Below are 20,256 nucleotides of genomic sequence, written 5' to 3' on the forward strand. Positions count from 1 at the left end.
AGGCTCTTGGCAAGACCCCGCCAGCGTCGCTGCCTGTGCCAATAGAAGATTTGCGCGAAGGCCCAGATGAACGGGGTTAGGACTCCGGCTGAAACTTCGACTTCGTCGCTGTAACGCGTCCCGCCGTCCTTGTCCGGCGCGACCGTAATCCAATGATCCCACTTCGAGATGAGGGCACTATAGCCATCATCACGCAGTCGCTTGGGCCATTGGGTGCCCTTAGGTTCATGCAGCGAGCTCACGATCCACTGGGTCCCGAAGGGAATTATGCCAAAGAGGCGGAGCTTAACCTGATAGCGCCCGCCGGGCTGAAAGCTCTCGAACGCCGCGTCATCGACCGGGATGAAGCGCACCAGCGGCCAAGCGATATGCTGCAACAGGCCCGCCGTCTGGACTTCTGCCCAGACAGTTTCCGGCTTGAGCGCGATATGTGTCGATCGGGAAACCTTCATGTCGCAACGCTCCCCAATTCACGCCGGGCCTGCTGGACAATCTGAATGCCGCCGCTGATCCCGAGCAGCGCCAGGATCGCTGCAACAATAAGGTCGGGCCAGGCCGTCCCGGTACCGAACACGCCAAGTGCGGCCGCCATCACGGCGATATTGCCGATCGCGTCATTGCGCGAGCAGATCCAGACCGAACGCAAGTTCGCGTCTCCGGTGCGGAAGCGGTAGAGCATGATGGCGACGCCAGCATTGGCTGCGAGCGCGAGCGCGCCAATGATCCCCATCAGTTCAGGTTGGGGCGCAGTTCCGCCCAATGCCGCTAAGACCGCTGTGATCAAGACCCAACCGCTCAGGCCGATGAGAGTAAGCCCCTTGGCAAGGGCAGCCCGCGCGCGCCATGCCAGCGCCATCCCGGCAACCAGCAGGCTGATCGCGTAATTGGCAGCATCACCCAGAAAATCGAGCGCGTCCGCCTGCAGCGCGCGGCTGTCAGCAGCGGCACCTGCCGCTATCTCGACAGCGAACATGCCGGCGTTGACGCCGAGCGCGATCCACAAAGCCCTGCGCCAGCGCGGGTCATTCAACGTTGCCGTCGTTCCGCACGCGGCCTTGCAGCAATCATCAGCCATCATCTTGCCTCCTCGACAACTCCCGAGTCGGCACTCTATCTACACCCTGTAGCAACTACAGGGTCAAGCCCGGAGGAGTGGCAATGAAAATTGGCGAGCTCGCGAGCGCCACGGCGACAAAAGTCGAGACGGTGCGCTATTATGAAAAGATCGGGCTGTTGCCGCCACCGGCACGGACAAGTGCCAATTACCGTGCCTATGGCAATGACCATCTGGCACGCCTGTCGTTCATCCGCCGCGCCCGCGATCTCGGTTTCACGCTCGAAGCAGTGCGCGAACTGCTCACGCTGTCCGATGACAAGGACCAATCCTGCGATGCTGTTGACGGGATTGCGCGCGTCCACCTCACCGAAATCGACCGCAAGATCGCCGATCTGAGAGCGCTGCGCGGCGAGCTTGACCGGGTCATTGGGTCCTGCCGTCACGGGACGGTGGCCGATTGCAAGATCATAGAAACCCTGGCCCCGCGCGGAAAGGGCACAGCTTGATGTATTATCTGCTCATCAAAGCCGTCGCATCTGCCATCATCATCGTGATCGTTTCAGAAACCGCGCGGCGCAATCCCGGTACCGGTGCGCTGATCGCTTCGTTGCCGCTGATTTCAGTGCTGGGTATGATCTGGATTTGGCGCGACACACAAGACTTGGCGGGCCTGGCCGAGCATTCCGCCGCGACATTCTGGTATGTGCTCCCGAGCCTACCGATGTTTCTTGTCATCTCTGCCTTGCTCAAGCGTGGTGTCGGATTCTGGCCCGCGCTAATTGCGGGGTGCATTGTGACAATGGCGCTTTACGCGTCAATGGTCTGGGCAGGCCCAAGATTTGGATTGAAGCTATGACGATGTCTAACCTGCCAACGGCAATCATTTATGCCCTTGCCGCGCTTGCGGAGATCGCGGGCTGCTTCGCCTTTTGGGCATGGCTGCGCCTCGACAAGCCCGTGTGGTGGGTGTTTCCGGGCATGGTTTCCTTAGCCTTATTCGCGTGGCTACTTACGTTCGTTGATACGCCCGTCGCGGGGCGCGCTTACGCAGCCTATGGCGGTGTCTACATCGCCGCTTCGCTGACATGGCTCTGGACGGTGGAAGGTGCACGGCCCGACCGCTGGGATGTCATCGGAGCCACAATTTGCCTCGCCGGGGCCGGGTTGATCCTTTTGGGGCCGGGACGATCAGCGTGATGGGAGCCAATTTCCAGCAATGAGACGCGCCGCAGCCCGATTTAACAGGCACCTAGTAATAACATGCGGTGAACCTTTTTGATAACAAAGCTTCCGTTCCCATAATTGACAAGTCTTGACAGGATCTTTGCCGCGCACACGCTCGAGCGGAAGCGATCCATAAAAAAGGCGGGCGCCCGGTCAGAGACCGGACGCCCGCCCTCATGCTCTGGTCATTCCCTTACGGGCAGCAGCTCATGGCCACATCACAGCAAGCGAGCACGAGATCGCAGCAGGACATGGCCAGCGATGCAACCTGATCCGGCGCAGCGGCAAATGCCGCCGAGCTGGAACCAAGCAGCACCGCTGCGGTTAAAATAGACCTTTTCATGATGGTATCTTCGTTGATATTGAACTGGATGGATCAGCGGAGCCTTTGAGGAGGAGGCGGGGCCGGCCTTCCATCTGACAAGGGCGGGAACTTGGTTGGAAAAGGCAGATAGGGGAGCGATAAAAGATCGCGGATGTCCATAGACAAAACGCGGCTTTCCGGAAGCCTCTGGAACAAGGCTAGGAAATAGCTGTGACACCATTGGCTTTCGTTATCTGTGCAATTGCTGCAGCCGCTGCTGCGGTCGACCACGAAAGCTATTGGGGCGCCGCCATTCACCACGTAAGTTGCCTCAAGCGGGAGCATGGCAACCAAAAAGACCGTCCGTCTCGCTCCTGAAGGCGCTTTCACAATAAATGCCAGTCATCCAACATGCCTCTCGACATATCGCGAGCTGAGCAGCCGCCTAAACTTGGTAGCAACTACAGAGTCCATAGGCTGCTATCCGCAAGTGTCGCACCCGCTCCCCTCCTGGATTGGCGGGCATTTTACCGTTCCATATGAGCAAAAGACGCAGCAATCGCCTGCCAGTGGACGCAGCAGCTTTTGGCAACCGGTGCAGTCGTAGAAGAACCAGCAAGCGTCCGTCGGCATGGTTTCGACCTTCTGTGTGCCGCATTCGGGGCAGGTCAGCATGGATTGGAGGACTATGGCTGGATCAGACATAGACGATGCCTGCAACTAGCAAAACCGTCCCCGCCACTAAACCTGCGGCGAGAGCAATTCTCAACCAACGCGGCGAGCTTGCTGCGACACCGCCGCACCGGACGGCATTTTGGTGGGTGCGCCAGAGCATGAAGGCCGAAATCAGCAAGGAAAGGGCGCTGACCGCGATCCAAATATCACGCTGAGGCGCGGTGACGGAAGCGATCCCGGCTAGCCAGGCGGTTCCGATGCCGGCCGCCGCGAGCATTATTGGCAGAGCGCAACAGGCCGCTACGCCGAACGCTGCGCCGATGCCGCTCAACGTGAGCAGCGTTGCACCGCTGAGTTTGGCGGTGTCGAATTGGGGGCTAGGTTGGTCGGGCATGTCAATATCCTTGTCGAATCATAACCTACCATATACCGTCTGTAGCCACTACAGACTCAAGCGTTTTTTGAAGGCAGACATTGACCCGGCAAGTATTTGCAATTGGCCCGCTTTCGCAGCAGTGCGGATGCAACATTGAAACGATACGGTATTATGAGCGGATCGGACTCATCCCGCTTGCCGAGCGGCGCGGGCGTTATCGCTATTACACCTACGAGGATGCCGAGCGCCTGCGCTTCATCAAGCGCGCTCGCGCGCTGGGATTTGCGATTGAGGAAATTCGCGATCTGCTCAGGCTGACGAAATCCGGATCGGATGATGGCGTTGATGCCTGTGCTGACGCCAAGGCAATTGCGCTGTCGAATCTTAACAATGTGAAAGCACGGCTCGACGACCTCAAGCGAATGGAGGCAGTTCTCACCGACACAATCAGTGCTTGCGACCGGGATATATTCCAGGGGTGCCCGATCCTTGCGACGCTCAGCGGAACATACAAAACCGGCGAACATGGCCAATTAACACCTAAGTCCATGTAAGGACAAGTAATTGCGAGGGTTGGATTCTGAGCTGTAACCTTCGGGAACGGTAATGCGAATTGACAATTGTCATCCACCCGGCCATTTTAGGTATCAAATGAAAATGCTGTTACGCCATCTCTTGCTGCTTGGGGCCATTCTTGGCCTCTTGTGGCAGGGCGTGGCCTATGCGTCGCCGCCTTGCGCTGAAATGCAGCAGGAGCAGAGCGTCGCCGCCTCGGCGATGGCCGGTATGGCGGACTGCATGGAAGCCGGAAAGCAATCGCGCGACAATGCGCCGCCCTGCAAGGATATGAAGGCTGGCTGCTTTGCGATGGTCGGCTGCACGTCACTGGTGGGGCTTGGCACATTGCCAATTGCCGTTGATGCGCCGGTCAGTGCCACGTCTTCCTTTGACTTGGCTGCAAGCCCGGTCCTGATCGGGCGCAACGAAGCTCCCATACCCGATCCCCCCTCTATCCTTGGCTGAACCAACAGGCGTCCGGCAGCTTTGATGCTGCTGCGGGCGCAAAATTGATTCAACCAAGGATATTCAACATGAAAATTTTACTGACAATCGCTGCAACACTCGCGGCATTCACCTCCGTATCGGCTCAAGCGGCAAATGATCGCGGCGCCGGCCACTATGAATGGCAATCACGCCCGACTCCGGGTCCGAACAAGTCGAACCTGCCATCGCGCGTTCGGGTCTGGGTCAAGGATGACCAGACCAAGATGGCCAATTGCGATTGCGACATGATGAAGGTCGCTGCAGCCGATTGCATGATGATGCCCGGCAAGGGTTCTTCTCCCTCCAAAGGCTGACGGATTACGTCCCGGTCTGCGCTTCGAGCGTGGGTCGGGGCGGTCCCGTTCGGCTCTCACGGTAAAAGGGGGATATTTCATGCGCAAGTTTATTGGCGCGGCGTTGCTTTTGTTGCCTGCAACGCTTCATGCCGAACCACTGACGTTCGACGCTGCGCTTCAGCGCGCGCAAAGCGAGGCTCCGAGTCTGAAAGGGCGTGAGGCAAGCGTTACCGCCGCGCAGTCTGCCGCGATTGCGGCTGACCGGCTGCCCGATCCGACGCTGGACATCGGTATTCGTGACTTTCCAGTAACGGGACCAGATGCCGGACGCTTCAATCGCGACGATTTCACAATGACGACGATTGGCGTGAGCCAGCAATTTATCAATCCTGCCAAACGCCATGCACGCGCCGCGCGGGCGGGTGCTGATATTGGCATCGCCGAAGCCGGGGTTAAGGTGGAGGCGCGGAACATCCGTTTGGAAACTGCGCTCGCTTGGGTCGATCTCTATTACGGAGAGCGGCAACTGAACGAACTCAAATTGCTCGACGAAAGTCTCAGTGATCTCCAATCGACGGTGACCGCGCGGCTTACCTCGGGCAGTGCGCGGCCTTCTCAATCCCTCGAACCCGACCAATTGCGCGCTCAAGTGAATGATCGCCGCAGTGCATTGATGGCAGAGATTGCAAAGGCACGGGCAAGGCTGTCACGCTATACCGGTGATCCCGACCCATCGGTCGCTGGAGCGCCGCCCGAACTGACAATCAACCGCAGCGCGTTGTTCTCAAGCATAAGCGATCTGCCAAGTCTGCGCGCGCTTGACGCCCAATCTGCCGCGATGGATGCCGAAACGCGGCTCGCCCGCGCCGACAAGACGCCTGATTGGAAGGTCAGCGCAACTTACGGTCGCCGTGAACCCAACTACGGTGATCTGTTCTCGGTCGGTGTCTCGATTGACCTGCCGCTGTTCGGGCGCAAGCGCCAAGACCCCAAAATTGCGGCTCGGGCAAGCGAAGCCGAACGCGCGCGGTTCGACCGGTTGGCTGGCGAACGCGAAGCGATTGCGGCGCTGGAAGGCGATCTGGCCGAACACGCGATGCACCATGCGCGTATGGAAAATGCGCGTGACAATCTGGTGCCGCTTGCCCGGAAGCGGGCAAAGCTCGATTTTGACAGCTACGGTGCTGGCACCGTCGATCTGGGAACGGCGTTGCTGGCAACACTCACGGTTGCCGAGGCCGAAGTCGATTTACTCGTCCGCGAGGCCGAAGTTGCCCGCGACGCTATTCGTATCAACTTAACTTATGCGGGAGATCGGCCATGACCGACACGACACACGCAGCGCGGTGGCGTGCTGGAATACTGGCTGCGACTTTGATTGCAGGTAGTGGAGGATATTATTTGGGCCAGCGCGGGGAGGCTCCCGCTGCGCCTGCTAAAAGCGCAGATGGCTGCGAGGCTCTTTATTACTACGATCCGATGTTTCCGCAGCAAAAATTCGACAAGCCCGGAAAATCGCCGTTCATGGATATGGAGCTTGAACCCAAATGTGCAGATGGCGGCGGCGCAGCTTCGGGGGCGGCGCAGGGCGTTAGCATTGACCCGTCTGCCATGCAGAATCTGGGTATCCGTATTGTTCCCGCACAAATGGGAAGTCTTGCCGCTACCCTCAACGTCTCCGGCAACGTTGATTTCAACCAACGCGATGTAGCGATCATTCAGGCGCGCTCGGGCGGTTTCGTGTCTCGCGTCTATGCTCGCGCGCCCGGAGACGTGGTGCGTGCAGGCGCGCCGATTGCCGATGTGCAATTGCCCGAATGGGGCGGCGCGCAGACTGAGTTTTTGAGCGTCAAGCGTCTGGGAAGATCTGATCTGACCGCCGCTGCGCGCCAAAGGTTGCGGCTGATGGGCATGTCCGACGGCCTCATTTCCAGCGTCGAGCGTAGCGGGCGAACAAATGGCACTATCACCATCACTTCGCCGATTTCAGGCGTAATCCAGACCCTTGATGCGCGCGCTGGCGTGACGCTCGCGATGGGGCAAACGCTCGCGCAGGTAACAGGGCTTGGCACGGTCTGGCTTAATGCTGCTGTTCCCGAAGCACAGGCAGGAGCAGTGCGGATTGGGCAAAGTGCTGCGGCTACACTTACCGCGTTTCCCGGCGAAACATTTGGCGGGCGGATCATAGCCATCCTACCCACCGCACAAGCCGACAGCCGCACGCTCACCATCCGTATCGAGCTTGCCAATCGCGGCGGTCGTCTTCGCCCAGGCATGTTTGCAGGCGTGGCGCTTGGCGGTGATGCAAGGCCAGCGCTGCTCGTTCCAAGCGAAGCCGTCATCCGCACCGGCACACGCACGATCGTGATGCTGGCAATGGGAGATGGCCGTTATCATCCGGCAGAAATCAGAACGGGCCGTGAAGGCGGTGGACAGACGGAAATTATCGAAGGCTTGGCCGTTGGCGAGAAAGTTGTCGCGTCGGGTCAGTTCCTGCTCGATTCCGAAGCGAGCCTGACCGGCATCGAAGTTCGCCCGCTCGGAGGTGCCAAGTGATTGAAGCTATCATCCGCTGGTCGGTCAAGACGCGCGGGCTGGTCGTGGTTGCGGCACTCGTCCTGACAATCATCGGCATCGGCGCGGTGCGAACAACGCCTGTCGATGCACTGCCAGATCTCTCCGATGTGCAGGTCATCATCCGCACGACCTATCCGGGCCAAGCGCCGCAGATTGTCGAGAATCAGGTCACCTATCCGCTGACAACGACGATGCTGTCGGTTCCCGGAGCGCGTGTCGTGCGCGGTTATTCATTCGTCGGCGACAGCTTTGTCTATGTGCTGTTCGAGGATGGCACGGATTTATATTGGGCGCGCAGTCGCGTTCTTGAATATCTCAGCCAAGTGCAGGGTCGCTTGCCAACGGGTGCGACCGCCTCACTCGGCCCCGACGCGACTGGCGTAGGCTGGATTTACGAATATGCGTTGGTCGATAAGACCGGGCGGCATGATCTAGCACAGCTCCGCAGCATTCAGGACTGGTTCCTGCGCTATGAGTTAAAGGCCGTTCCCGGTGTGGCTGAAGTTGCCAGCATAGGCGGGATGGTCAAACAATATCAGGTCGTGGTCGATCCGCAAAAACTTGCCTCCTACGGTGTCACAGCAAGCGAAGTCTCCGACGCACTGAAACGCGCCAATCAGGAAACAGGCGGTGCGGTCGTTGAAATGGCCGAGGCCGAATATGTCGTCCGCGCCACAGGCTATCTCAAAACATTGGATGATTTCCGCGCTGTGCCGGTGCGCAGTGCATCGGGTGGCATTCCAGTCACGGTCGGTGATGTCGCGACGGTGCAAATCGGTCCCGACATGCGACGCGGGATCGCCGAACTAAATGGTGAAGGCGAAGTCGCGGGCGGAGTTATTGTCATGCGACAGGGCAAGAACGCCCGCGAAGTCATCGAGGGCGTGCGAGCCAAGCTGGCAGAATTGAAGGCTGGTCTTCCCAAGGGGGTCGAGATTGTCACCACTTATGACCGTTCGGGCCTCATCGACCGTGCGGTCGAGAATCTCACAACCAAGCTCTTTGAGGAATTTGCGATTGTCGCGCTCGTCTGCGGGCTGTTCCTATGGCACGCAAGATCGGCGCTGGTGGCGATCCTCACGCTCCCGCTTGGCATCCTGATCGCCTTCATCGTAATGCGGGTGCAAGGGTTGAACGCCAATATCCTCTCACTCGGAGGCATCGCGATAGCTATCGGCGCGATGGTTGATGCAGCGGTTGTGATGATCGAGAACGCCCATAAGCATCTCGAACGCTGGGCGCATGAAAACCCTGACAGCGAACTGAAAGGCGAGGAACGCTGGCGCGTAATTACCGATGCCGCTGCCGAAGTTGGGCCAGCACTTTTCCTCAGCCTGCTCATCATCACCTTCTCGTTCATCCCCATTTTCTCGTTACAGGGACAGGAAGGGCGGCTGTTCGCGCCTCTTGCATTCACCAAAACCTATGCGATGGCGGCAGCGGCAATCCTCTCGATCACGCTCGTTCCTGTGCTGATGGGCTGGCTCATTCGGGGCAAGATTCCCGCTGAAGACAGTAATCCTATTAACCGCTGGCTGACCCGCATTTACCGGCCCGCGCTCGATTGGGTATTGGAGAAGCCCAAGCAAGCCTTGCTGATTGCGGGCCTCGTCTTCGCATCCAGCCTGTGGCCGATATGGCAGACCGGCGGCGAGTTCATGCCGCAAATGAACGAAGGCGATTTGCTGTATATGCCCTCAGCGCTTCCAGGGATTTCGACGGCCAAAGCGTCGATGCTACTCCAGCAAACCGACCGCCTCATCAAGACCGTGCCAGAAGTAAAAAGCGTGTTTGGCAAAGCAGGCCGCGCCGATACCGCAACCGACCCCGCACCGCTCGAAATGTTTGAAACCACGATCCGGTTCAAGCCCAAGAGCGAATGGCGCGCAGGCATGACGCAGGACAAGCTGATTGATGCGCTCGATGATGTCGTCAAAGTGCCGGGCCTCGCCAATTTCTGGATTCCACCGATCCGCAACCGGATTGATATGCTGGCGACGGGTATCAAAAGCCCGATCGGTATCAAGGTTTCCGGCTCGAACCTCGATGAGATTGACCGCACCGCGCGTGAGATCGAGGCGGTGGCTAAAACCGTGCCGGGGATAAGCTCGGCACTGGCCGAACGGCTGTCGGGAGGCCGCTATATCGACGTTGCCATCAACCGTGCGAGCGCCGCACGCTATGGCATGAATGTCGCCGATGTGCAGGCCATCGTATCGGGCGTAATTGGAGGAGAGGTGATCGGTCAAACCGTCGAAGGGCTGGCTCGCTATCCCATTAACGTCCGCTACCCCCGCGAAATCCGCGACAGTCTGGACGACATCATCAACCTTCCAGTGCTGACGCCTTCACGCCAGCAAATCACGCTCGGAACGGTGGCCGATGTCCGCATCACCAACGGCCCGCCAATGCTGCGCAGTGAAAATGGCCGCCCCGCAACATGGGTCTATATCGACGGTCGGGGCCGCGCGCTGACCGAGATTGTCGGTGATTTGCAACGGGCTGTGGCAGAAAAGGTGAAGCTGCCGCCCGGAATCAGTGTCGCCTATACCGGACAGTTTGAATTTCTTGAGCGCGCAACACAGCGGTTGAAGATCGTTGTCCCGGCAACATTGCTCATCATCTTCGCACTGCTTTACGCGACGTTCCGGCGCTGGGATGAAGCTGCGCTCATCATGGCGACATTGCCGTTCGCACTCACAGGTGGTGTGTGGCTGCTCTATCTGCTCGGCTATAACCAGTCGGTTGCAACCGGCGTCGGGTTTATTGCGCTGGCAGGCGTGTCGGCGGAGTTCGGGGTGGTGATGCTGATCTACCTCAAACACGCGCTGGCCGAACATAAGCCCGAAGATGTCGAGCTTGCCGTCCGCGAAGGTGCGCTCCTCCGCGTTCGCCCAAAGGCGATGACGGTCGCCGTCATTCTTGCTGGCCTGTTCCCCATCGTCATCGGCAGCGGCACCGGGTCCGAAGTGATGAGCCGCATCGCCGCGCCGATGATCGGCGGGATGCTTACCGCACCGCTGCTTTCGATGCTGATTATCCCTGCCGCATACCTGCTGATGCGCAGGCAGAAAACTGAAGTTCAACACCAAGGAGAAACGACATGAAGAATATACTGATGACCGCGACATTGCTCGCATTGCCACTCGGTGTGACCGCCTGCGGCAAGCCCGCCGAAGCGCCCAAGGCTGAAACCTCTACTGACGCGATGGCTGATATGGCCATGCCCGCTGAGGCGAAAATGGCCAAAGGCACCGGAACTGTCACAGCGATCGACCCGGCATCCGGCAAAATCACTCTCGAACATGACGCGATACCTGCCGTTGAATGGCCTGCGATGACGATGGGCTTCTCCGCTAAGCCAGAACTGCTCAAAGGCATTGCCGTGGGCGACAAGGTTGGTTTCAACCTGACCGTCATTGGCAATGCCGGGGAAGTGACGTCGATCCAGAAGCGATAAAGCGTTTTAGCATCAGAGTCCGCCGCGCGATCCGCTAGAGTTTGGGAAGGCATCGGACGACTGGAAAGGATTGGATGATGGCCGTATCGGTCGATGCGAACGGCACGAAGCGATCAACCACGCTTTGGAGTTCGTGCTCATCATTGACCACGACTTTCGCAATGAAACAGTCTTGGCCAATCACTCGATCTGCTCTGACAAATTCGGGTAAATCCGCGCCAGCAGGCGCGAAAGCGTCGCCGCCATCTCGGGCGACAGGGGCTGCTTGCTGCCCGCAATCGTGCCGTTGAGATCGAAGACGATCAGCCATTTCACGACGCCGTGTCCTCCTCGTCGCGGTTGCGCAGATCGTTGTGGAGGGCGGTCGCGGCGATCGCCGCGTGGCCCATCGCGACGCTGATCTGATCGAGCGACGTAACAATATCGCCTGCCGCATAGACGCCGGGGACGCTCGCGCGCTGCTTGATATCGACGACGATACAGCGGTCGTCGCTCAGCTGGAGGCCGAGCTGGCGCGCGAGCGCGTTGTTGCTGTCCGACCCGAGCGCCGGATAAACCGTGTCGAAGTGCAGCTCGCTGCCGTCGGTCAAGTGGAGCGCGACCCGATCGCCTGAAAAGTCCATCAGGGCCATCGGCTCGGGCGCGACCTTTATCCCGGCCCGCGCAAGCGCCGCGCGATCGTCGGCATCAAGGTCGATCGTCCCATGCGCAACAAGCGTGATTCGATCAGAGAAGGTGCGCAGAAACAGTGCCTCCGCGACGCCGTGCGTATTAGCGCCGATGACTCCGATAGCTAGCCCGGTCGCCTCATAGCCGTCGCAGACCGGGCAATAGCGCAGCATCCCCCGCTGCAAGGCATCGCGGTGCGTGTCTTCATCGAGCGCAGGGCGGCGATTCTCGACCCCGGTCGCGATCAGGACGGTACGCGCGGCGAGCGTCAGGGTAGACCCTCGCGCTTCGAATCCACCGGCTTTGCCGTCGATGGTCTCGATGCGGTCCGTGACGATCGTAGCGCCGTAGCGTTCCGCCTGTTCTCGCATCCGCTGCAGCAACTCCTGGCCCGCGATCCCGTCCGGAAAACCTGCGTGATTGTGGGACAGCGGTATCCATTTTGCGCGGCTGTGGCCGTCGTCGACCACGACGACGCGGCGGTGATAACGGGCAAGGTAGATCGCCGCCGTGAGCCCTGCCGGTCCGCCCCCCACGATCAATGTATCGTAGCGATCCGCCGTCATGCCGCTTGCTTTTCCAGTTCGCGGTAGGCCAGCAGCCGCAGCGCGTTGAACACGACCAGCAGCGTCGAGCCTTCGTGCATCGCGACTGCCGGGCCAATGCCCAAGCCCAGGATCGTGGCGGGAACGAGGAACGCGACGACGCCGAGGCTGACGAACACATTCTGCCGGATGATGCCACGGGTGTGGCGGCTCAGCCCTACCGCAAATGGCAGATGCGCGAGATCGTCGGCCATCAGCGCGACGTCGGCCGTTTCCAGCGCTACGTCCGAGCCTGCAGCACCCATCGCGATGCCGACGGTCGCGCTTGCCATCGCCGGCGCATCGTTGACCCCATCGCCGACCATCGCAACCTTGTCTTCGCCGGCAAGCCTCTTGATCGCGGCAACCTTGTCCTCCGGCATCAGGTCGCCCCATGCCTCGTCGATCCCCACATCCCTGGCGATGGCGTCGGCCACCTTCTGGTGATCGCCGGAAATCATGATCATCCGGGTGATGCCCATCTCGCGCAGACGCCGGAGCGCGACCTTGGCTGCCTCGCGAGGGGTGTCCATCAGCCCGATCGCACCGATGTCCTTATCGCCCTTGCGGACCACCATCGTCGTCCGCCCATTCTCACGCAAGGTCGCGATGGCGTCGGTCGCGGCCGCGTTCAGGGTGGGGATGCCCTCCACGCCGAACATCTCGGCCTTGCCAATCCATACCGTCTCGCCATCGACGGTCGCGATAACGCCGCGTCCGGTCAGGCTCTTGAGATCGGTCGCTTCGGGCAGCTCGCGTCCACCCAGGCGGTCGAGGCCGTCCTTGACGATCGCCTGTGCTAGCGGGTGATCGCTCAAGCCCTCGACCGCGACGGCAAGCGTCAACAGATCCTCATCGCTCGCCCCCTCGACGGGCACGACATCGGTGATGCGGGGCCGGCCTTCCGTCAGCGTCCCCGTTTTGTCGAACGCTATAGCTTTCAGCGAGCCGAGGTTTTCGAGCGGGGCGCCGCCCTTCACCAGCACGCCGCCGCGTGCGGCGCGCGCGACGCCGGACAGCACCGCGCTCGGGGTAGCGATCGCCAGCGCGCAAGGACTGGCGGCAACGAGCACCGCCATCGCACGATAGAAGCTGTCGCGGAACGGCTCGTCGACCACCACCCACGCGAACAACAGAATGAACGACAGAGCCAGGACCGCCGGCACGAAGACGCGCTCGAACCGATCGGTGAACCGCTGCGTCGGCGACTTCTGCGTCTCCGCTTCGCTCACCATCTTCACGACCTTGGCGAGCGCGCTTTCGTTGGAGCGCCGTGTCACCTCGATCTCGATCGCGGCAACGCCGTTGATTGTGCCGGCGAACACCCGTGATGTCGCATCGACCGCATCTGGCTTCGCGCGCGCTGCCTCGACATCGGCGACTGGTTCCTTGTCGACCGGGATGCTCTCTCCGGTCACGGGGGCCTGGTTGATCGCGCTCGACCCCTTGATGACGAAGCCATCGGCGGGTAAGCGTTCGTTCGGGCGCACGATCACAACGTCGCCGACCACCAGCTCTTCGACAGGTATTTCCGTCGTCTGTCCTTCACGGCGCACCGTTGCCTTGGCGGGCGCGAGCTCGGCCAGCGCCTCGATAGCGCGCTTGGCGCGACCCATCGCATAATGCTCGAGCGCATGGCCGAGGCTGAACAGGAACAGCAGCAGCGCGCCTTCCGCCCAGGCACCGAGTGCCGCTGCGCCAGCGGCCGCGACGAGCATCAGCGTATCGATCTCGAATTTCTTGAGCTTCAGATTGTCGATTGCCTCGCGCAGCGTGAAGAAGCCGCCGAAAACATAGGCACCGACATAGAAGGCTGTTGGCAGCCAATCGGGCGCACCTGCAACCAACTTTTCAAGTCCGAAGCCGACCGCCAGCACTGTACCGCAGGCCAGCGCGAAGATCAGCTCGGTATTGGCCCCGAGGAAATTGGCGTGCGCATGATCGTGACCATCTCCCGGTCCGTGCTTTTCACCGCCTCCGGCATCGCCGCCTGGCCCGTGATCGTGTCCCGCGTGATCGCCGGCATAATTGGAGCTGGTCCGCTTGCCTGGCTTGACCTTGAGCTTGAGCTTGACCAGTGCCACGAGGATTGCCGCTTCGTCGATGCGCTCCTTGTCATATTCGACTCGGACGCTCCCCAAGGCGCTGGCGTCGGCCTGCAGCACGCCGGGCAACTGGCACAGGGTCTCTCCGACGGTGCGGGCGCGGCGTTCGTGCCCGATCCCTTCGATCTGCCATGTCGCATGGCCGTATCGCCCGCTGATATCGGCGCCCGCCACTCGCACGATCTCTCGCACACGTGACAGCGGCAGCGCCCCCCCATCGAAATGGATGCAGAGCTTCGCCGGACTGTTACCATCGGCAGGCAGGACGTGCGCGCGCTCGACGCCGGGTTTGGCGCTGAGGATCGAGATGAGACGCCCGACACAGGCATCGGCCGCGTCAGGAACCTCCGGCAGCAGGACAGGAATATCGAGTTCGAGCTTATCGGTCATCACGCCGTCTCCGCATTGGTATTGGTTTCTGCCCGCGCATCGCGCAGAATTTCGATCCCGCCCTTGAGCGCGATAAGAGCGGTAGCCAGGCCCACCAGCAGATCGGGCCAATTCGTCCCCAGCCAAAGTACCAGCGCGCCAGCGATCAGGATTCCGCCATTGGAGATGAAATCGTTGAAGCTGAAAGTGGCCGCAGCGCGCAGATTAACATCAGGCTGTGTGAGCCGTTGCAGCAATCGCAAACAGATATAGTTCACAACCCCGGCGATCGCTGACATCACCATCATTGTCGGCCCGATCGGATCGCTGCCCTGGACATAGCGACGGCCGACGTCGAGCAGGATGCCTCCCGCGAAGAGCAGCAGCATAACACCCGAGACGCTCGCCGCGCGCGTCTTCCATTGGCGCCCGCGATTTAGCGCAACGAGGCTCAGCCCATATACTGCAGTGTCGGACAGGTTATCGACACCGTTTCGATCAGGGCGCTCGAATCGCCAGCAAGTCCGGTCCCAAAGAAACCAAACGCGATCATCGCGTTGAGCAGCAACACGATCCAGAGGGTGCGGCGCTCGTCAGGGACCTGCCGGTTGGATGAATTTGCCGTGCCATCAACATCGCTATTTATCGGACCGGTAGTCACTGGCGCGTCGCCTTTCTGCAGAGGATCGGACGCTTGCTCGCTTCCTCGATCCTTATGGAGTTGCTGAAAAAGGTCGCGCTTATGGTGTCGCCGACATATTGGAGCCCCTGCGCAGGTGCATTCAGTACGATCGGTGCCGCGCTGTCATCGCGGCGCAGCTCGATCGTCAGTCCGTCGTTCTTGAAATCGACGAGAAGCGTACGATTGTCGTTGCACCGATATGGATGGTGACCAGGCGTCCAGCTCGCATCGCCGCTGTTTCTCGCGTGGATTTCCTGTTCGGTGGGCGACCCATTGTCTTGCCGCGGTGAGCAGGCGGACAAGATCAGCGCCGCGCCAACGGTGAGGCTCACAACATTTTCCGTTACTGGCATCTTACGCCGCCTTTTTTGACGTGATGGGGAAGGACGGATGCCACCCTCCCCCTATCGATCATGCGTGTTGAGGCGCGGGTTCGGTCCCTTCCGCCTCATCATCTTTTTCGACCGTCATGGCTTGTTGCCCGAACCGGGCGTAAAGGGTCGGCAGTACGAACAACGTCAGCAGTGTCGCCGAGATCAGACCGCCGATCACGACGGTTGCGAGCGGCTTCTGCACCTCCGCGCCAGCACCGCTCGCGAATGCCATCGGTACAAATCCTAGGCTTGCGACGAGCGCCGTCATCACGACCGGGCGCAATCGCTGGATAGCTCCGGTGCGGGCTGCCTCTGCCCGGTCCATCCCCGACCGGATCAGATCCTGGACCGAACTGACCATCACCAATCCGTTGAGGACCGCGATGCCCGATAGTGCAATGAACCCCACTGCGGCAGAGATCGAGAAATCCATGCCCCGCGCGAACAGCAGCAACACACCGCCGACCAGCGCAAATGGCACGCCTGTGAACACGATCGCGGCATCGCGCGCCGAACCCAGCGCTCCATAGAGCAACAGGAGGATCAAGATAAAGCAGGCCGGAATAACGAGCTGCAGCCGCTCGCTGGCCGACTTCAAATTCTCGAACTGGCCTCCCCATTCGAGATAGCTGCCCGCCGGCAGGCGCACGCCCTGCCTGACGGCAGCCTGTGCATCCGTCACCACGCTGCCGACATCACGGCCACGGACATTGGCCTGGACGACGACGCGGCGCTTGCCATTCTCGCGGCTAATCTGGTTCGGCCCGTCAACGACGCCAATGCTGGCGACGCTGGACAACGGGACATAGCCACCTCCCGACACTGGCACCTGAACCTGTTCCAGAAGCCCGAGATCGGCACGCTCAGCATCGGACAGCCGGATGACGACCGGAAATCGTCTGTCACCTTCGAAGATCACGCCGGATTCCCGCCCGCCAAGCGTAGCAGTGATGGTATCCTGCACGTCCTGCGCGGTGACGCCGACTCGCGCCATCGCGTCGCGATTGACGCGAATGTCCAGCATCGGGAGACCCGTCGTTTGTTCGACCTTTACGTCCACCGCCCCTTCCGTCTTGCGCAGGACTCCGGCGATCTGTTCGGCAGTGCGGTTCATGGAAGCGAAGTCGTCGCCGAACACCTTGACCGCGATATCCCCGCGCACGCCGGCGATCAGTTCGTTAAAACGCATTTGGATCGGCTGCGTGATCTCATAAGCGTTACCAGGAATCTGTCCGAGCTTGGTCTCAAGTCGCTCGACCAGATCAGCCTTCGCCAACTTGGGATCAGGCCACTCGTCGCGGGGTTTCAAGATCACGAACATGTCCGTCGCGTTGGGCGGCATCGGGTCTGATGCCAGTTCTGCAGTGCCGGTTTTGGAGAAGACAAACCGCACTTCCGGTTGCTTCGCCACCATTTGCTCGATTGGTACCTGCATCGCCTGGCTTTGCTGGACTGAGGTCGCGGGGATCCGCAGCGACTGAATGAGCAAATCTCCCTCATCGAGTTGCGGCAGGAACACCGATCCCAACGTTGTAAAGGCTAATGCTGCGACAACGAGGCTGCCGATACCCGCCCCAATGGTGAGCGAGGGTTGCTTCATCGCCTTTTCTAGGCCCGGCTCATAGCGAGCCTTGAGCCAGCTAATGATCCTTCCGTCGTTTTCCTCGACCCGCTTCGACAGCCAGATAGCGATCGCAGCGGGCACAAAGGTGAGTGACAGAACAAATGCGAATAGCAAGGCGATGATGACAGTGAGCGCCATCGGTACGAACGTCTTGCCCTCGACCCCGGTCAGGGTAAGCAGCGGAACATAAACGAGGATGATGATCGCTTGCCCGTAGACCGAGGGCCGGATCATCTCACGCGCGGCGGTCGCGACGACCTCGAGGCGCTCCTTGATCGTCAACAGCCGACCTTGATGGTGCTGTTGTTCAGCGAGCCGCCTAAGCGCGTTTTCGACGATGATCACGGCACCATCGACGATCAGACCGAAGTCGAGCGCGCCGAGGCTCATGAGGTTAGCCGAGACCCCCAAGCGCAGCATCCCGAACCCGGTCAGCATCATGGTAACTGGGATCACTGCGGCTGCGATGAGCGCCGCCCGAAAATTGCCGAGCAGCAGAAACAGCACGACTATGACGAGCAGCGCGCCTTCCGACAGGTTTTTTGCGACCGTCTGGATAGTCGAATTGACCAGTGCTGTACGATCAAGAACCGGCTGCACCACAACGTCGGGTGGCAACGAGGCATTGATCTCCTTCAGCCGATCGGCGACTGCGGTGGCGACGTTGCGGCTGTTCTCACCGATCCGCATGATCGCAGTGCCGACAACGACCTCGGTTCCGTTCTCGGATGCCGATCCCATGCGAATCGCTTGACCATTGCGAACATTGGCGACCTGATCGAGCGTGATCGGCACACCTTCACGGGTCGCAACGACGGTGCGCGCCAGTTCGGCCGCGTTGCGCACCAACGCGTCCGAACGAACCGCAAGGCCTTCGCCGTTGCGATTGACGAAACCGCCGCCAACACTTGTGTTGTTGCGTTCGAGCGCTGTCCCAAGTTCGGTTAGCGTTATTTTGAGCGACGCTAACTTCTGCACGTCGGGAACGACGAGATATTGCTTAGAATAGCCACCAATCGAATCGATTCCGGCTACCCCGGGCACGTTCTTCAAAAGCGGCGTGACGATCCAGTCCTGGGCCGTGCGAAGATATGTCGCCTTGTCCTCCGCGCTGGTCAGCCGCTCTCCTTCGGGCGTAATATAGCTGCCATCCGGTTGCTGGCCTGGCTCGCCTGGCCGATGCTCGTCATCCTTTCGGTGTTCGAGCCGGACGGTCCACATATAGACTTCGCCAAGACCCGTAGCGATCGGCCCCATTTCGGGGTTTACGCCATTGGGAAGCGTTTCTGCGACGCCCTGCAACCGCTCACCGACTTGTTGGCGGGCGAAATAGATGTCCGTTGAATCATCGAACACTGCGGTGATTTGCGCGAAACCGTTTCGGCTAAGCGAGCGAGTGTTATCGACCCCGGGAATACCAGCGAGGGCGGTTTCAATTGGAAAAGACACCTGCTTCTCCACCAGTTCGGGCGAGAGGGCGGGTGCGCGGACGTTGATTTGCACTTGGTTGTTGGTGATGTCCGGCACCGCGTCGATCGGCAGCCGGTAAAGCGAATAGCCACCGATGACGGTGACAATGGCAGTGAGAAGCAGGACAAGCCAGCGTTTCTCTACCGCCCATGTGACAATGCGCGCAATCATTGCATCAATCCTCGTGCGCCGCTTCGCCCTTGCCGATTTCGGCTTTGAGCGTGAAGCTGCCGGTAGTGGCGATTTGCTCGCGGCCCGTGAGGCCGGAGCGAACGATAACGGTTGCACCGGCAGCGTCGCCGAGCGTGACCGGCGTTGCCTGGAATCCTGTCGCAGTTCGGACGAACACTACCGACTTGCCCTCGACCGTCTGGATCGCAGTGGTCGGCACGAGGATTGCCGCATTCGCAGCACCGCCGGTGCCGCTAAGTTGCACAGAGGCCGTCACCGGCTCGCCGACCCTCCACTGTCCGCCCCCATTGTCGAGGGTCGCGATAACCGGCACCTGCCGGGTTTGCGGATCGAGTGCCGGCGACACGAAGCTGATCCGCGCGCTCGACTGTCGGCCTGGCGCGCTCACCATAACCGTGTTGCCCGGCTTCACCCGGCCAGCGTCTTCCGGTTTGAGGTTCAGCGCCAATGACACGCGGCCAAGGTTTGCAATGCGGTAGAGTTCGGCATCGGCCGCGACCGTCTGTCCGAGCACGACCGGGCGGGCGATGATCTGGCCGCCGATTGGTGCGACGATGCCTAACCGGTTGAGACCGCCCCCCCCGCCACCAGCTGCCGATACCTGGCTTTGGGCCTGCCGATAGGCGATGCTCGCTTCGATAGATGCTGTGCGCGCTGCGATCAGATCCTGTTCAGGCGACACCCGCTGCTCGAATAGTCGCTGTTCACGCGCAAGATTTGAATTGGCGAGGGCGAGCCGGGCACGCGACGCCTCGACTTCACCCTTGAGCTGCGCCACCTCGCGACTTTCGATGACCGCGATCGTCTGCCCGCGCCGCACCGACTGGCCAAGATTGAGGGTCAGAGAAACGACCCTGCCACCGATTGCTGCCGAGACGACCTGCGTTCCTTGTGGATCGCCTTCGATTGTAGCCGGCAGTTCGATCGTGCCTGATCCACCAAGCGTCGGGCGACCAACCTGAATGCCTGCTGCTGCTATCTGATCGACGCTGAGCGTGACCTTGCCTTCATCAGCATGGCTCCCTGCGGCCGCCTTTTCGTCGCCGCCGTTTTTCGGCGCGGTCTCGTTTTCAGCTTCAATATCGGGCTCGCTCGCTCCCCCGCAGGCGGCGAGGCTGAGGGTGAGGGCGAGGGCCAGCGGTGCCACTGAGCGCGACATAAACATAGACATGGA

Annotated in this window: 20 protein-coding genes and 1 pseudogene; 10 read left to right on the forward strand and 11 right to left on the reverse strand. The window is 60.5% G+C overall.

The window, feature by feature from the left end; translation table 11 throughout:
• A partial coding sequence (locus tag OPU69_RS18685) for an Rv1443c family protein (protein WP_498512999.1) occupies window positions 1-452 on the reverse strand: 452 nt, incomplete at its 3' end.
• A complete protein-coding gene (locus tag OPU69_RS18690) occupies window positions 449-1,075 on the reverse strand; it encodes a cation efflux transmembrane domain-containing protein (protein ID WP_498513036.1) in 627 nt (208 codons plus the stop codon). The genes OPU69_RS18685 and OPU69_RS18690, both read right to left, overlap by 4 nt.
• 83 nt (window positions 1,076-1,158) lie before the next feature.
• On the opposite strand from OPU69_RS18690, the gene OPU69_RS18695 reads away from it, so the two are divergent.
• From OPU69_RS18695 to OPU69_RS18705, 3 genes are read left to right on the forward strand one after another with little or no spacing between them, the layout of a single operon-like run.
• Window positions 1,159-1,563 (forward strand): MerR family transcriptional regulator, encoded by a 405-nt coding sequence (locus tag OPU69_RS18695; protein WP_498513001.1) that lies wholly within the window; start codon window positions 1,159-1,161, stop codon window positions 1,561-1,563.
• Complete coding sequence (locus OPU69_RS18700; protein WP_498513003.1) at window positions 1,563-1,913, forward strand: DUF3147 family protein; 351 nt, start codon at window positions 1,563-1,565, stop codon at window positions 1,911-1,913. The genes OPU69_RS18695 and OPU69_RS18700 overlap by 1 nt, the downstream gene beginning before the upstream one ends.
• A gap of 2 nt (window positions 1,914-1,915) precedes the next feature.
• Window positions 1,916-2,254 carry a YnfA family protein gene (locus tag OPU69_RS18705; RefSeq protein WP_069052229.1) on the forward strand — a complete coding sequence of 113 codons (339 nt, stop codon included), beginning with the start codon at window positions 1,916-1,918 and terminating at the stop codon, window positions 2,252-2,254.
• Between the two features lie 811 nt (window positions 2,255-3,065).
• On the opposite strand, the gene OPU69_RS18710 is transcribed toward OPU69_RS18705, so the two are convergent.
• Together OPU69_RS18710 and OPU69_RS18715 are read right to left on the reverse strand one after the other, a co-directional pair.
• A complete protein-coding gene (locus OPU69_RS18710; RefSeq protein ID WP_083231704.1) occupies window positions 3,066-3,290 on the reverse strand; it encodes a GDCCVxC domain-containing (seleno)protein in 225 nt (74 codons plus the stop codon).
• Complete coding sequence (locus OPU69_RS18715; RefSeq protein WP_069052205.1) at window positions 3,283-3,654, reverse strand: hypothetical protein; 372 nt, start codon at window positions 3,652-3,654, stop codon at window positions 3,283-3,285. Before OPU69_RS18715 ends, OPU69_RS18710 begins: the two co-directional genes overlap by 8 nt.
• A gap of 80 nt (window positions 3,655-3,734) precedes the next feature.
• Between OPU69_RS18715 and OPU69_RS18720 the strand changes: the two genes are divergently transcribed.
• From OPU69_RS18720 to OPU69_RS18750, 7 genes are all read left to right on the forward strand, one after another.
• On the forward strand, window positions 3,735-4,190 hold the full coding sequence (locus tag OPU69_RS18720; RefSeq protein WP_069052206.1) for a MerR family transcriptional regulator: 456 nt from the start codon (window positions 3,735-3,737) through the stop codon (window positions 4,188-4,190).
• Window positions 4,191-4,287: 97 nt separating this feature from the next.
• Entirely contained in the window at window positions 4,288-4,659 is a 372-nt protein-coding gene (locus OPU69_RS18725) for a hypothetical protein (RefSeq protein ID WP_069052207.1), read from the forward strand.
• A 68-nt stretch (window positions 4,660-4,727) separates the two neighbouring features.
• Window positions 4,728-4,994, forward strand: coding sequence for a hypothetical protein (locus OPU69_RS18730; protein WP_069052208.1), 267 nt, complete (start codon window positions 4,728-4,730; stop codon window positions 4,992-4,994).
• A gap of 79 nt (window positions 4,995-5,073) precedes the next feature.
• A complete protein-coding gene (locus OPU69_RS18735; RefSeq protein WP_069052209.1) occupies window positions 5,074-6,300 on the forward strand; it encodes a TolC family protein in 1,227 nt (408 codons plus the stop codon).
• Window positions 6,297-7,532, forward strand: a complete 1,236-nt coding sequence (locus tag OPU69_RS18740) for an efflux RND transporter periplasmic adaptor subunit (protein ID WP_110300432.1) — start codon at window positions 6,297-6,299, stop codon at window positions 7,530-7,532. The genes OPU69_RS18735 and OPU69_RS18740 overlap by 4 nt, the downstream gene beginning before the upstream one ends.
• Window positions 7,529-10,660, forward strand: coding sequence for an efflux RND transporter permease subunit (locus OPU69_RS18745; protein ID WP_069052211.1), 3,132 nt, complete (start codon window positions 7,529-7,531; stop codon window positions 10,658-10,660). The genes OPU69_RS18740 and OPU69_RS18745 overlap by 4 nt, the downstream gene beginning before the upstream one ends.
• Window positions 10,657-11,013: a copper-binding protein gene (locus tag OPU69_RS18750; RefSeq protein WP_069052212.1), complete on the forward strand. Its 357-nt coding sequence runs from the start codon at window positions 10,657-10,659 to the stop codon at window positions 11,011-11,013. The genes OPU69_RS18745 and OPU69_RS18750 overlap by 4 nt, the downstream gene beginning before the upstream one ends.
• 34 nt (window positions 11,014-11,047) lie before the next feature.
• On the opposite strand, the gene OPU69_RS18755 is transcribed toward OPU69_RS18750, so the two are convergent.
• The 7 genes and pseudogenes from OPU69_RS18755 to OPU69_RS18785 form a co-directional block, all read right to left on the reverse strand.
• On the reverse strand, window positions 11,048-11,323 hold the full coding sequence (locus tag OPU69_RS18755; RefSeq protein ID WP_150126426.1) for an Lrp/AsnC ligand binding domain-containing protein: 276 nt from the start codon (window positions 11,321-11,323) through the stop codon (window positions 11,048-11,050).
• Between the two features lies 1 nt (window position 11,324).
• Window positions 11,325-12,248, reverse strand: a complete 924-nt coding sequence (locus OPU69_RS18760) for an NAD(P)/FAD-dependent oxidoreductase (protein ID WP_069052213.1) — start codon at window positions 12,246-12,248, stop codon at window positions 11,325-11,327.
• The gene (locus tag OPU69_RS18765; protein WP_069052083.1) at window positions 12,245-14,761 is read right to left on the reverse strand and encodes a heavy metal translocating P-type ATPase; all 2,517 of its coding nucleotides are present in this window, start codon (window positions 14,759-14,761) and stop codon (window positions 12,245-12,247) included. The genes OPU69_RS18760 and OPU69_RS18765 overlap by 4 nt, the downstream gene beginning before the upstream one ends.
• Window positions 14,761-15,293 (reverse strand): annotated as a pseudogene (locus tag OPU69_RS18770) (cation efflux transmembrane domain-containing protein). Before OPU69_RS18770 ends, OPU69_RS18765 begins: the two are co-directional and overlap by 1 nt.
• Before the next feature lie 104 nt (window positions 15,294-15,397).
• Window positions 15,398-15,754: a hypothetical protein gene (locus OPU69_RS18775; protein WP_498513010.1), complete on the reverse strand. Its 357-nt coding sequence runs from the start codon at window positions 15,752-15,754 to the stop codon at window positions 15,398-15,400.
• 79 nt (window positions 15,755-15,833) lie between these two features.
• The gene (locus OPU69_RS18780; RefSeq protein ID WP_498513012.1) at window positions 15,834-19,061 is read right to left on the reverse strand and encodes an efflux RND transporter permease subunit; all 3,228 of its coding nucleotides are present in this window, start codon (window positions 19,059-19,061) and stop codon (window positions 15,834-15,836) included.
• Window positions 19,062-19,065: 4 nt separating this feature from the next.
• Window positions 19,066-20,247, reverse strand: coding sequence for an efflux RND transporter periplasmic adaptor subunit (locus OPU69_RS18785; RefSeq protein WP_498513038.1), 1,182 nt, complete (start codon window positions 20,245-20,247; stop codon window positions 19,066-19,068).
• Window positions 20,248-20,256: the final 9 nt, after the last annotated feature.

The organism is Blastomonas sp. 34TW (genome assembly GCF_059803595.1).

What these genes read in the sequence shown, in the direction of transcription:
- OPU69_RS18690 (WP_498513036.1), bottom strand. Translation starts at nt 1,075, where the DNA reads ATGGCTGATGATTGCTGCAAGGCCGCGTGCGGAACGACGGCAACGTTG.
- OPU69_RS18715 (WP_069052205.1), bottom strand. Translation starts at nt 3,654, where the DNA reads ATGCCCGACCAACCTAGCCCCCAATTCGACACCGCCAAACTCAGCGGT.
- OPU69_RS18700 (WP_498513003.1), top strand. Translation starts at nt 1,563, where the DNA reads ATGTATTATCTGCTCATCAAAGCCGTCGCATCTGCCATCATCATCGTG.
- OPU69_RS18760 (WP_069052213.1), bottom strand. Translation starts at nt 12,248, where the DNA reads ATGACGGCGGATCGCTACGATACATTGATCGTGGGGGGCGGACCGGCA.
- OPU69_RS18725 (WP_069052207.1), top strand. Translation starts at nt 4,288, where the DNA reads ATGAAAATGCTGTTACGCCATCTCTTGCTGCTTGGGGCCATTCTTGGC.
- OPU69_RS18785 (WP_498513038.1), bottom strand. Translation starts at nt 20,247, where the DNA reads ATGTTTATGTCGCGCTCAGTGGCACCGCTGGCCCTCGCCCTCACCCTC.
- OPU69_RS18705 (WP_069052229.1), top strand. Translation starts at nt 1,916, where the DNA reads ATGTCTAACCTGCCAACGGCAATCATTTATGCCCTTGCCGCGCTTGCG.
- OPU69_RS18740 (WP_110300432.1), top strand. Translation starts at nt 6,297, where the DNA reads ATGACCGACACGACACACGCAGCGCGGTGGCGTGCTGGAATACTGGCT.
- OPU69_RS18780 (WP_498513012.1), bottom strand. Translation starts at nt 19,061, where the DNA reads ATGATTGCGCGCATTGTCACATGGGCGGTAGAGAAACGCTGGCTTGTC.
- OPU69_RS18765 (WP_069052083.1), bottom strand. Translation starts at nt 14,761, where the DNA reads ATGACCGATAAGCTCGAACTCGATATTCCTGTCCTGCTGCCGGAGGTT.
- OPU69_RS18750 (WP_069052212.1), top strand. Translation starts at nt 10,657, where the DNA reads ATGAAGAATATACTGATGACCGCGACATTGCTCGCATTGCCACTCGGT.
- OPU69_RS18710 (WP_083231704.1), bottom strand. Translation starts at nt 3,290, where the DNA reads ATGTCTGATCCAGCCATAGTCCTCCAATCCATGCTGACCTGCCCCGAA.
- OPU69_RS18695 (WP_498513001.1), top strand. Translation starts at nt 1,159, where the DNA reads ATGAAAATTGGCGAGCTCGCGAGCGCCACGGCGACAAAAGTCGAGACG.
- OPU69_RS18730 (WP_069052208.1), top strand. Translation starts at nt 4,728, where the DNA reads ATGAAAATTTTACTGACAATCGCTGCAACACTCGCGGCATTCACCTCC.
- OPU69_RS18755 (WP_150126426.1), bottom strand. Translation starts at nt 11,323, where the DNA reads ATGGCTGATCGTCTTCGATCTCAACGGCACGATTGCGGGCAGCAAGCA.
- OPU69_RS18735 (WP_069052209.1), top strand. Translation starts at nt 5,074, where the DNA reads ATGCGCAAGTTTATTGGCGCGGCGTTGCTTTTGTTGCCTGCAACGCTT.